The 11,812-nt window shown below is 70.3% G+C and carries 8 protein-coding genes; 3 read left to right on the forward strand and 5 right to left on the reverse strand.

What is annotated here, in order from left to right; all coding sequences use genetic code 11:
- The first annotated feature begins 127 nt into the window (after nt 1–127).
- Entirely contained in the window at nt 128–1,627 is a 1,500-nt protein-coding gene (arfA, locus tag ACN6LM_RS29715; protein WP_445068468.1) for an arabinosylfuranosidase ArfA, read from the forward strand.
- Nucleotides 1,624–3,399: a CocE/NonD family hydrolase gene (locus tag ACN6LM_RS29720; RefSeq protein ID WP_445068469.1), complete on the forward strand. Its 1,776-nt coding sequence runs from the start codon at nt 1,624–1,626 to the stop codon at nt 3,397–3,399. The genes arfA and ACN6LM_RS29720 overlap by 4 nt, the downstream gene beginning before the upstream one ends.
- Nucleotides 3,400–3,428: 29 nt before the next feature.
- On the opposite strand, the gene ACN6LM_RS29725 is transcribed toward ACN6LM_RS29720, so the two are convergent.
- From ACN6LM_RS29725 to ACN6LM_RS29735, 3 genes are all read right to left on the reverse strand, one after another.
- Nucleotides 3,429–4,490 carry a LacI family DNA-binding transcriptional regulator gene (locus ACN6LM_RS29725; protein WP_445068470.1) on the reverse strand — a complete coding sequence of 354 codons (1,062 nt, stop codon included), beginning with the start codon at nt 4,488–4,490 and terminating at the stop codon, nt 3,429–3,431.
- A gap of 110 nt (nt 4,491–4,600) precedes the next feature.
- The gene (locus ACN6LM_RS29730) at nt 4,601–6,133 is read right to left on the reverse strand and encodes a glycoside hydrolase family 43 protein (protein WP_445068476.1); all 1,533 of its coding nucleotides are present in this window, start codon (nt 6,131–6,133) and stop codon (nt 4,601–4,603) included.
- A gap of 187 nt (nt 6,134–6,320) precedes the next feature.
- Nucleotides 6,321–7,775 (reverse strand): endo-1,4-beta-xylanase, encoded by a 1,455-nt coding sequence (locus tag ACN6LM_RS29735; RefSeq protein ID WP_445068471.1) that lies wholly within the window; start codon nt 7,773–7,775, stop codon nt 6,321–6,323.
- A 305-nt stretch (nt 7,776–8,080) separates the two neighbouring features.
- On the opposite strand from ACN6LM_RS29735, the gene ACN6LM_RS29740 reads away from it, so the two are divergent.
- Entirely contained in the window at nt 8,081–9,553 is a 1,473-nt protein-coding gene (locus ACN6LM_RS29740) for a non-reducing end alpha-L-arabinofuranosidase family hydrolase (protein ID WP_445068472.1), read from the forward strand.
- Between the two features lie 50 nt (nt 9,554–9,603).
- Here the strand turns inward: ACN6LM_RS29740 and ACN6LM_RS29745 are convergent, their stop codons facing one another.
- Both ACN6LM_RS29745 and ACN6LM_RS29750 read right to left on the reverse strand, forming a co-directional pair.
- Complete coding sequence (locus ACN6LM_RS29745; protein ID WP_445068473.1) at nt 9,604–11,262, reverse strand: catalase; 1,659 nt, start codon at nt 11,260–11,262, stop codon at nt 9,604–9,606.
- Nucleotides 11,263–11,416: 154 nt separating this feature from the next.
- Complete coding sequence (locus ACN6LM_RS29750; protein ID WP_445068474.1) at nt 11,417–11,662, reverse strand: DUF6480 family protein; 246 nt, start codon at nt 11,660–11,662, stop codon at nt 11,417–11,419.
- Nucleotides 11,663–11,812 lie beyond the last annotated feature (150 nt).

The raw sequence follows: 11,812 nt of genomic DNA on the forward strand, positions 1-11,812 counted from the left end.
CGCAGGCGTCCGGCCCGCCGGACCGTCCACCCCCTGCTCCTGCCCCTGCCGCACGTCCCGGCGGGGGCGGGCCGCTGCCCGATGCCGACCGCCCGGCACGCGCCATCACCGCGAAAGGACCGCCGCATTGCCCCGCGCCCACATAGAACTCGACAGGCAGGCCGTCATCGCCCCTGTCCAGCGCCGCACCTTCGGCTCGTTCGTCGAGCACCTCGGCCGTTGCGTGTACACCGGTCTCTACGAACCGGACCACCCGAGCGCCAACGCGGACGGATTCCGCATGGACGTCGTCGGCCTCGTCCGGGAACTCGGCAGCACGACCATCCGCTACCCGGGCGGCAACTTCGTCTCCGGGTTCCGCTGGGAGGACTCGGTCGGCCCGCGCGAGAAGCGGCCGGTGCGCCGCGACCTCGCCTGGCGTTCACTCGAATCCAACCAGGTGGGTCTGGACGAGTTCGCCGGATGGCTCAGGCTCACCGGCTCCGAGTTGATGCTGGCCGTCAACGTCGCCACCCGGGGCATCCTGCCCGCACTCGACCTGCTCGAGTACGCCAACCACCCGTCCGGCACGACGTTGTCGGACCTGCGCGTCGCCCATGGCACTCCGGAACCGCACGACGTGCGCATGTGGTGCCTCGGCAACGAGATGGACGGGCCCTGGCAGACCGGGTTCATGACGGCGGACGACTACGGCAAGCTGGCGGCCCGCACCGCCGCCGCCATGAAGCGGGCCGACAAGAACCTCGAACTCGTCGTCTGCGGCTCCTCCGGATCGGCCATGCCGACCTTCGGCGACTGGGAACGCACCGTACTGGAGCACAGCTACGACCACGTCGACTACGTCTCCTGCCACGCGTACTACCAGGAGCACGACGGCGACCTCGGCTCCTTCCTCGCCTCGGCGACCGACATGGACTACTTCATCGACACCGTCGTCGCGACCGCCGACCACGTGGGGCACAAGAAGCGCTCGTCCAAGAAGATCGGCGTCTCCTTCGACGAGTGGAACGTCTGGTACCTCAAGGAGCACCAGGAATCCGACAAGATCCACGCCGAGTGGCAGCACGCGCCGCGTCTCCTGGAGGACACCTACACCGTTGCGGACGCCGTCGTCGTCGGCAACCTGCTGATGACACTTCTGCGCCGCAGCGACCGTGTCACCTCGGCGTCCCTGGCCCAGCTCGTCAACGTGATCGCACCGATCATGACGGAGCCCGGCGGCCCGGCCTGGCGGCAGACGACCTTCTATCCGTTCTCGATCACGAGCCGGCTGGCCAGTGGCGAGGTGCTCCGCCCCCTGATCGACGCGCCGGTGTACGAAACGGCTCGCTATGGTGAGGCATCCGTCATCGACGCCGTCGCGACCGTCGACGAGGGCAGGGCCGCGGTCTTCCTCGTCAACCGCGACATCGCGGAGGCGGCCGAGGTCACGGTGGACGTGCGCGGCCTCGACTGCTCGCGCATCGCCGAGGCGGTGACCCTCGCGGACCCCGACGTGTACGCCAGGAACACGCTCGCCCACCAGGACCGGGTGACCCCGGCGGCGAACACCAGCGCGAAACTCGCCGACGGCCTGCTCACCATCGAGCTGCCGCCGACCTCCTGGACGGCGGTCGCCCTGCGGTGAGCGACGGCACGAGCGCGGCTCAAGGGCAGACCGGCTTCCGTGGAACCGATCCGGTCGCCGAACGCCGCGAGACGACGTGCACGTTGCGCGACGGGACGCGCCTGCGCACCCTGCTGCTCATTCCGCACGGACCCGGACCCTGGCCGGCTCTGCTGACCCGCCACCCCTACGACGCCGCCCGTGAGGAGCGCGAGGGGATGCTCGATGTCGGGCGGCTCGCCGCCGCCGGTTACCTCGTCGCGCTCCAGGACGTCCGGGGCCGCTACGGTTCCGAAGGGTTGTTCGTCCCCTGTGCGCAGGAGGTCGACGACGGCGCGGACACCGTGGCGTGGCTCTCGGCGCTTCCCGAGTGCGACGGCACCGTCGGGATGTGGGGCGCCTCCTACGCCTCGGACACCCAGTTCGCCGCCCTGCTCGGAGGCGCACCGGCGCTGCGGGCGATCGCCCCGGCCATGACGCCGGCGCTGTCGGCACTCGACGGGTTCCGATTCCGGGGCGGGGTGCCGGAGATCGGCAGCACCCTGGCGTGGACCCACTACGCGATCGCCCCGGACCTGATCGCGCGTATCGGTTCCGCACCCGAGCGGGAGGCCGAGAGGGAACGGTGGGAGGCCACCGAGCGGGCGGTCACGGACCGTTCCGCGTTCCGGGCCGCGGCCCCGCACACCGGGCAGGACGCGGAGGGGATCGTCGCGTGGGGTCTGGAGCTGCTGCGTGAACCGCTGGGGTCGGAGCGTCATCGCGAGGGGAAGGTCGTCGACCGGATCGACGCGGTGGACGTACCGGTCTTCCTGATCGGCGGATGGTTCGACGTCTTCCTCGGCTCGACCCTGGAACTCCACCGGCGGCTGCTGCGCCGTGCGAAGGACGACGGCGGGCCGGCCCCCCGCCTTCTGATCGGCCCCTGGACGCACGACGACTTCTCGGGCCGCGCCGCCGGAGCGGACTTCGGACCGGCGGCGTCCGCCGACGCTCTCGGCGGCCACGGCGACCTCACCACCCAGCACGTGCTGTGGTTCGGCGCCACGCTGCGCGCCGCCCCGGCGGACCTGCCGCCGGTGCGGGTGTTCCTCATGGGCACGAACCGGTGGATCGACCTGGAGGAGTTCCCTCCGCCCGGCACGCGGACGCTGGAGCTGTACCTGAACGAGGAAGGCGCGCTGACGACGGAGGCCGCCGGGGCCGGCGAACGGCGGCTGACGAGCGATCCGGCGTGCCCCGTGCCCACGTGCGGCGGAGCGGTGCTCCTCTTCGGACCGTTCGGGGCAGGGCCCGCCGATCAGGCGGCGGTCGAGGCGCGCCGGGATGTGGTCTCCTGGCGCACCGCGCCGCTCACCGGGGAACTCACCGTGATGGGCGCGGTCCGCGCCGTCGTCCACCTCACGACCACGGGGAATGACGCGGACCTGATCGTACGGCTGTGCGACGAGGGTCCGGACGGCATCAGTCGCGTCGTCACCGACGGTGTGCAGCGCGGGTCGGCACGGTTCGTGGACCCGGTCACGGGCGTGGGCGGGAGAGGGCCGTTGGAGCCGGGCCGGGATCACGAGTTCGTGATCGATCTCTGGTCGACGGCGCACACGTTCCTGCCGGGCCACCGGGTGCGCGTCGACGTCGCCCCGGGTTCGTCACCGCGCTGGGACGTCGGACGCAATGCCTTCGACCCGGCCGGGCAGGCGGCGGAGCCCGTCGTCGCGGTGCACACGATCCGTCATGGCACCGCCCGTCCGAGCCGCCTCGTCCTGCAGGTCGTGGCGCCCGCACCGTCCTGACCCGGGCCGGGGCCACCGGCCCGCCCGGGTCAGCGGGGCGACGGCACGACCGCCGGGACGGGACCGGTGGAGGCCCGGACGACGAGCTCCGTGGCCAGTTCCATGCGTGCCGGTGACCGGACGCCCCCGTCCTCGCCCCGGGAGAGCTCGATGAGCAGCTTGACGGCTGCGGCGCCCAACTCGGTGCTCGGCTGTCTGACGGTCGTCAGACCGGGGGTGATGTACTGCGCCTCGGGCAGGTCGTCGAAGCCGATGACGCTGATGTCCCCGGGGATCCGCAGGCCCCGGGCCGCCAGTGCGTCGTAGACGCCCAGTGCCATGGAGTCGGCGCAGGCGAAGATTCCGGTGATCCCCGGATCACCGTCGAGCAGGGCGTGGGTGGCGGTCGCCGCCTTCGCCCGGTTCCACGCACCGTGGGCCACCGAAACCGTGGCAGTGCCGGCGGTCGTGGTGTCGGCGGCCGCACGGAAACCGTCGACGCGCGCCCTGCTGAAGAGGTGGCGGGCATGTCCCGCGACCACTCCCATCCGCTCGTGCCCGAGCGACACCAGGTGTTCGCCGGCCATGCGGCCGCCTTCCCAGTTGGCCACTCCGACGCTCGCCACCCCGGAGGGGGGTGTGCTCGTGGGGTCGATGAGTACGACGGGAACGCCCGCGGCGAAGAGTGCGCCGAGCTGCTGTGAGGCGGGATCGACCAGCGTGCCTATCACACCCATGGTGCGTCTCCTCAGCAGCCGCGACACCCAGTCGCCCTGCGGCTGCGCGAGGGTCAGGACGACGTCGAGCCCCGCTGCCGCCGCTTCACGTCCGACACCGGCTATCAGCAGGTTCGCCCACGATCCCTCGAAGTGGGTGACCACCAGGTCGAGCACCTGGGACAGCCCGCCGCCGTCGTCCCGCCCCTTCTCGCTCTTGGACCCGGCCCGGCGGGTGTAGCCGACGGCCTGCACGGCTTCCATGACCTTCACGCGGGTCTCCGCCGAGACGTCCGTTCCGCCTCGCAGCACCTTGGAAACCGTGGGGACGCTCGTACCGGCGGTCTTGGCCACCAGGGACAAGGTGGGACGCGATCCGGCTGGTCGAGGCGGCATGGGAAAAGGTTAGCCCAACCGGCCAGGGCGCCTTTCGCGGGCCGAGCGGCGCTCTGGGCGGGCGATCCGTGTACGGACACAGCCCGAGGTGCGGCGTCCGCGTGCGGGCCTCATACGGACGGCTGCGGGGCCGCCGGGACGTACTCGTACCAGTCGAACGCCACCGCGCCCCGGGTGGCGTACATGCCGATCACCCGGCCGGTGAAGCCGCAGGCGACCTCGGTGGACAGGTAACGTCCGTCCAGTTCGGCGAGCGGCAGGGCGTCCGGCGCCTCGGGATCGCCGAGCCAGAAGGCGATGGTGTCGGGGCCCGTGGTGCCGCCGTCCGTGAGGTGGGGCGACGCGGGCACGAGGTCGTGGGTGCGGATCGTCACGGTGAGGCGCAACGGCCCGGCGGGGGCCGGCCTGCGGGCCACGGTCTGGCGCAGGGGTCCGATGCGGGCGACGACGGAGACCTCGCCGTCCCCGGCCTCCACCTCGTAGTGGTGGGCCTCGTCCAGGCGCACGCAGAGTCCGCCGCGGCCCGTTCCGGGGTCGATCAGGGCGGTGACCCGGCAGTCGTGGTGCTGCTGGCGACGGCCGACGAAGGTGTACCCCGGGCGGTCGAGGGTGGGACCGGTCGCCCTGAGGACGAGCAGGCCGGGGCGCTCGGCGAGTGACCAGGATGTCCGGGGGCGGGCGAACGGCGAGATCCAGTGCGGGGCGAGAGCGGGCCCGTCGAAGTCGTCGCGGACGGGCGGAACGGGGACGGGGTGCCAGGCGCCGGCCGGGGCCGCGTGGCTCTCGGGCACGGGGGCGACCACGGGCCAGCCCTCTTCGTCCCACTCCACGGGCGTCAGGTACGTCTCGCGCCCGAGAACGTGCACGTCGGGGGTGAAGCCACGGGGGCGGACGCCGAGCAGCACCATCCACCAACTGCCGTCAGGAGCCTCCACCAGGTCCCCGTGGCCGGTGTTCTGGATGGGGCGGCCGGTCCCGCTGTGGGACAGCAGCGGGTTGGCGGGTGCGCCCTCCCAGGGGCCGCGCGGGGAGCGGCTGCGGGCGACGGACACGCTGTGGCCGCGTTCGGTGCCGCCTTCCGCGATCAGCAGGTACCACCAGTCGCCGATGCGGTAGAGGTGGGGTGCCTCGGGGAACTTGAGACCGCTGCCCGACCACGTGGGGAGGGGCCCCTCCAGCACCTCGCCCGTGACCGGGTCGATCCTGGCCATGTTGATGCCCCCGGCGGGACCGGAGAAGGCGCACCAGCAGGTGCCGTCCTCCTCCCACGCGAGGTCGGGGTCGATCCCGGTCAGGTCCATCCACACGGGGTCGCTCCACGGCCCTTCGGGCCGCTCCGCGGAGACGATGAAGTTCCCGCCGCCGTCGATGTTGGTGTTGGCGACCCAGTAGCGGCCGCCGTGGTGCCGGATGGTGGGGGCGTACAGACCTCCGGATGCCTTGGCTCCGGGGAGGGGCAGGGGGAGTTGACCGGGCCGGTCGAGGACGTTGCCGATGTGCTCCCAGTGCACGAGGTCCTTGCTGTGGTGGAGCGGCAACCCGGGGAAGTACTCGAAGCTGGAGCACACCAGGTAGTAGTCGTCACCGACCCGGCAGACGCTCGGATCGGGGTGGAACCCGCTGATGACCGGGTTGTGGTACATGTGCACGTGAAAGGTCTTCCCTTCGACCGTTCCGGGCGCCGCGGCGCGGGTCCGGGCGGAGTCGGGTTCTCGCTCGTCCGTCGGTTTCACGAAGCCGGAACCGCGGGCGGGGGGGGGCCGTGACGGCGGCGGCCCTCCGGACGGTCAGCGCTGTCCTGGCCGGGGAGGAGGACAGCGGTCGGCCGTGTCAGGACGACAGCGTCCAGCGCTGGTTGCTGCCGCTTCCGCAGGAGTAGAGCTGGAGCTGAGTGCCGTTGGCGGTGCCGGCTCCCACGGCGTCGAGGCAGAGGCCGGACTGGACGCCGACGATGGTCCCGTCGGAGTTGAGGCGCCACTTCTGGTTGTCGCCGCCCCAGCAGCTGTAGATCTGGATCTTGGAGCCGTTGCCGCTGCCCGCGGCGTCCAGGCACTTGTTGCCGTAGACCCGCAGCTCACCGGCGGCGGTCTGCTCCCACTTCTGGTTGGTGGCGGTGTGGCAGTCGTACAGCTGGACGGCGGTGCCGTCCGACGTGCTGGAGTTGGGCACGTCCACGCAGCGGCCGGAGCCGACGCCCTTGAGCTGTCCGCTCTGTCCGCCCTCCTCGCCGCCGTCACCTGGATCGGTGGACGAGCCGCTGTTCAGCGCGTTCAGGACGGAGGTGTAGGCGGCCTTCTTGCTGCCGTCGTTGTTGAACAGCAGCGGTGTGTCGCTGGACCGCCAGGAGTCGCTGTCGCGTACGCCCCAGACGGTGATGCCGAGGCAGCGCGAGACGGCCAGACAGTCGTTGACGACGCTGGCGTAGGTCGAGCCCGAGGCGCCCTGGATGTCGAGTTCGGTGATGGCGACGTCCACGCCGAGGGCGGCGAAGTTCTGCAGCGTGGTGCGGAAGTTGCTGTTGTACGGGCTGCCGCTGTTGAAGTGCGACTGGAAGCCGACGCAGTCGATCGGGACGCCGCGCTGCTTGAAGTCCTTGACCATGTTGTACATCGCCTGGGTCTTCGCCCAGGTCCAGTTCTCGACGTTGTAGTCGTTGTAGCAGAGCTTCGCGCTCGGGTCGGCGGCGCGCGCGGTGCGGAAGGCGACCTCGATCCAGTCGTTGCCGCTGCGCTGCAGGTTGGAGTCCCGGCGGGCACCAGAACTTCCGTCGGCGAACGCCTCGTTCACGACATCCCACTGGGCGATCTTGCCCTTGTAGTGGCCCATCACGCCATTGATGTGGTCGATCATCGCCTGGCGCAGAGTGCTGCCGCTGAGGCTCTGCATCCAGCCGGGCTGCTGGGAGTGCCAGGCCAGGGTGTGGCCCCGCACCTTCTTCCCGTTCTGCACCGCCCAGTTGTACACGCGGTCGCCCGAGCTGAAGTTGAACTGACCCCGCTGGGGCTCGGTCGCGTCGATCTTCATCTCGTTCTCGGCGGTCACCATGTTGAACTCGCGGGAGGCGATGGAGGTGTACGCCGAGTCGCCGAGCTTGCCCGAGGCGATGGCGGTGCCGAAGTAGCGCCCGCTCTGCGCGGCGGCGGCGCCGAGCGTGCTCTCTGCGGCGTGCGCGTCCGACGGTGCGACCAGCGCGGCGGACGCGCCCAGGACGCCGACGAGCAGCGCCGGGAGCAGCGCGCGGAATGGCCGGCTGAGAGCGGATCTCGGAAGGGCGTAGAAGCCCATGGCTGTGCCTCCTCGGTAGGGGGGATCGGGGAAGGACCGAAGCGCGGCGGACCGCACGGCCCGCCTCGGAACGGATGATTGAGGGTTTGACAGTGGATCGTCAATACCTCGCACCGAGAATGTTTCCGATCCACGCTCGAAACATTTCGAAACCACCGAAGTCGAGTCTTCTGCGAGAGAATCCGCCGAACACCTTGACTGTGAGCGCTAACATTTCTAGCTTGTGGCACCACACGCCGGGCCCCGTTCGAAATATTTCGGCGCTGTCCGTGCCCCTCGCATCCCTGCTTCCAGGAGGTCCCCAGATGCGTTTCCGCCTTCCGTTCCCCTTCCGCAGAGGACGCCTGCTCGCCGTCCTGGCACCCCTGTTGCTCGTCGCCACGTTCCTCGGCGCCGAGCCCGCGGCCGCCGCGACCGTCGACTCCAACGCCTCGTACGTCCTGGTCAACCGCACCAGCGGCAAGGCGCTGGACGTCTACAACCTGGCGACCGGTGACGGTGCCCGCATCACCCAGTGGTCCCGCAACGACCAGGCCCAGCAGCAGTGGCAGTTCGTCGATTCCGGGGACGGCTACTACCGCGTCAGGTCCCGCCACTCGGGCAAGGTGCTCGACGTCTACAACTGGTCGACCGCGAACGGCGGCTCGATCGTCCAGTGGACCGACCTGAACGCCACCAACCAGCAGTGGCGGCTGGCCGACAGCAGTGACGGCTACGTGCGGCTGATCTCACGCCACAGCGGCAAGGCCCTCGAAGTACAGGGTGCCTCCACCGCCGACGGGGCGAATGTCGTTCAGTACGACGACTGGGGCGGCGCCAACCAGCAGTGGAAGCTGGTGAAGGTCGGCGACGAGAACCCGGGCACCGGTACGTGTGAGCTCCCGTCCTCGTACCAGTGGAGCTCCACGGGCGCGCTGGCGCAGCCGAGGTCCGGATGGGCCTCGCTGAAGGACTTCACCGTCGTCCCGTACAACGGCAAGCAGCTCGTCTACGCCACGACGCACGACACGGGGTCGAGCTGGGGGTCCATGAACTTCACCCCGTTCACCAACTGGTCGGACATGGCGTCGGCCGGGCAGAACGCGATGTCCTCCGGAACCGTGGCACCCACGCTCTTCTACTTCGCGCCGAAGAACATCTGGGTGCTCACCTACCAGTGGGGCGCGACCGCCTTCTCGTACCGGACGTCGAACGACCCCACCAACGCGAACGGCTGGTCGGCCCCGCAGACCCTCTTCTCGGGGAGCATCAGCGGCTCCGGCACGGGACCGATCGACCAGACGCTCATCGGGGACGGGACGAACATGTACCTGTTCTTCGCCGGTGACAACGGCAAGATCTACCGGGCGAGCATGCCGATCGGGAACTTCCCGGGCAGCTTCGGCTCGTCCTCGACCGTGGTCATGAGCGACTCGACGAACAACCTGTTCGAGGCCCCGCAGGTGTACAAGCTGGCGGGCCAGAACCGCTACCTCATGATGGTCGAGGCGATCGGCTCCCAGGGCCGCTACTTCCGTTCGTTCACGGCCACCAGCCTCAACGGCTCGTGGACGCCGCAGGCCGCGACCGAGAGCAACCCCTTCGCCGGCAAGGCCAACAGCGGCGCCACCTGGACCAACGACATCAGCCACGGCGAACTGATCCGCACCGGCCCCGACCAGACCATGACCGTCGACCCCTGCAACCTGCAGCTGCTCTACCAGGGCCGCAGCCCGCAGTCCGGCGGTGACTACGGTCTCCTCCCCTACCGCCCCGGTCTGCTCACGCTGAAGCGCTGACCGCACCCGGCCGGCCCTCCCGCGGCGGACGCGCGGGAGGGCCGGTCGCGTCAGCGGGTGACGACGTGGCGCTCGTCGGGGACGCAGTGGGTCATGGTCAGACCGGTGACGTCGCGCGGCGGGTTGTCGCCCAGGCGGGAGAGGCGCTGCCGGTCCTCGTCGGTGAGGGTCTGGCCGGGCAGCGGCTCCATGCCCTTGACGTCCGCCGGGGTGATGCGGAGACCTTCGCCGATCTTGAGGCCCAGTTCGTTCTCGACGAGCAGGAAGTGCCAGACCATCCGCTCCTGGACCGGCCGGTCGCACTGCGCGAGCAGGTCCACGAGGTTGCGCACGAGGTCGTCGCGCTCCCACTGCTCCATCAGGAGGTAGCGCTGCCCGGCCTGGAGGTAGTCGTTGGTCCGGGGGATGCGCCTGCGCGTGAGCCGGCCGCGCACCTCGGGGCCCACCTCGTCGTGCGCGGGGTACGGCGCCTCACGCAGGCCGCCCGTGATGGACGGCTCGTAGTTGACGATCGGGTTCCCGCCGCCGCCGTCCACGTGGTACGTCATCAGGCCGTCGCGCTGGTTGGTGCGCACGGGGGCGTTCTTGGCCTGGTTGACCGGCAGTTGCAGGTAGTTGGGCCCGACGCGGTAGCGCTGGGTGTCGCTGTACGAGAAGGTGCGGCCCACCAGCATCTTGTCGTCGGAGAAGTCGAGCCCGTCCACCAGCACACCGGTGCCGAAGGAGATCTGGTCGTTCTCCGCGAAGTAGTTCTCCGGCATCCGGTCGAGGACCATCCGGCCGACCGCCTTGGGCGGGAAGTCCTGCTCGGGCCAGGTCTTGGTGTCGTCCAGCGGGTCGAAGTCCAGCTCCGGATGGTCGTGGTCGTCCATCACCTGGACGAGCAGCTCCCACTCCGGGTGGGCTCCGCGCCCCACCGCCTCGTACAGGTCCTTCGTGGCGTGGCCGAGGCTGTCGGCCTGCACGTTGGCGGCGTCCTCCTCGGTCATGCTGCGCACGCCCGCCTTGGGCATCCAGTGGTACTTCACGAGGAACGACTCGCCGGCCTCGTTGACCCACTTGTACGTGTTGACGCCGAAGCCCTGCATATGGCGGTAGTCCGCCGGGATGCCGCGCGGGCTGAAGAGGTTGACCAGCATGTGCATGGACTCGGGCGTCTGCGACATGAAGTCGAAGATGCGCCGGGGCTGCTGCTCGAACGTGACGGGGTCCGGCTTGAGCGCGTGGATCACGTCGGGGAACTTGATCGCGTCCCGGATGAAGAAGATCCCCAGGTTGTTGCCGACGAGGTCCCAGTTGCCGTCCTCGGTGTAGAACTTCACCGCGAAACCGCGCGGGTCGCGCGCCGCCTCGGAGGAGTCCCGGCCGCCGATGACGGTCGAGAAGCGCACCGCGACATCCGTGCGCTTGCCTCGTTCCTGGAAGAGCTTGGCGCGGGTGAAGCGGGCGATGGGCTCGTCACCGAAGGCGCCGTACGCCTCGAACCAGCCGTACGCGGTCACACCCCGGGCGTGCACGACGCGCTCGGGGATGCGCTCGCGGTCGAAGTGGCTGATCTTCTCCAGGAACTGGTAGTTCTCCAGCGTGGCCGGGCCGCGGGCGCCGACGGTGCGCTGGTTCTGGTTGTCGTGGACGGGATGGCCCTGCCGGTTGGTGAGCGTCTCCCGCTCGTTCCCGGCGGCGGGGCCCCTGTTCGATACGTCCGTCACGTGCGTCGACTCCTTCGGAACGTGTACGTATGCGCCGTTTCATCAAGTTATGCGAGGTTGATGCACCCGGCAGGGCGAGCCGCCCGTGCGGGCGCACGGACACGGCCTTCCCGCACCGGGCGGGTTCGGCCGTTCGGGTCGTCCCTCCCCCTCGTCAGAGCAGCAGGATGATCGCGTACACCAGGAAGAACGCCGCGACGAGGAGTGTCACGATGGTGATCATCGCCATCGGGGCCTTCGCCCAGCCCTTCGGCGGGTTGTACGTGGTGTCCTGGGGCCCCGCCCCCGACATGCTGCTCTCGCCGGGCGGGGTCTCTCCGGGCGGCACTCCGCCGCCGGGCTCCAGCCCTGTGGTCTCGCGGGGTTCCGGATCCGGGTCCGGGGTCTGCGAAGGAGTCATGTGGTCCACGTTCCCCGATGACCGCCGGGTTCGCCCGCCCACGGCCTCGGCGGCGAGCGGCGGCCGTGTCCTCGCGGCGGAACGGAGACGGCCTCGGCCGGCAGCCGGCGGGTTCCCGCGGATGCGGAGGGGCCGACGCCGTGGCACAGG

The organism is Streptomyces sp. SAS_281 (assembly GCF_052542855.1).

Coding starts and splice junctions, on each gene's coding strand:
- ACN6LM_RS29725 (WP_445068470.1), bottom strand. CDS start 4,490: ATGCCGCCTCGACCAGCCGGATCGCGTCCCACCTTGTCCCTGGTGGCC.
- ACN6LM_RS29730 (WP_445068476.1), bottom strand. CDS start 6,133: ATGTACCACAACCCGGTCATCAGCGGGTTCCACCCCGATCCGAGCGTC.
- ACN6LM_RS29735 (WP_445068471.1), bottom strand. CDS start 7,775: ATGGGCTTCTACGCCCTTCCGAGATCCGCTCTCAGCCGGCCATTCCGC.
- ACN6LM_RS29740 (WP_445068472.1), top strand. CDS start 8,081: ATGCGTTTCCGCCTTCCGTTCCCCTTCCGCAGAGGACGCCTGCTCGCC.
- ACN6LM_RS29750 (WP_445068474.1), bottom strand. CDS start 11,662: ATGACTCCTTCGCAGACCCCGGACCCGGATCCGGAACCCCGCGAGACC.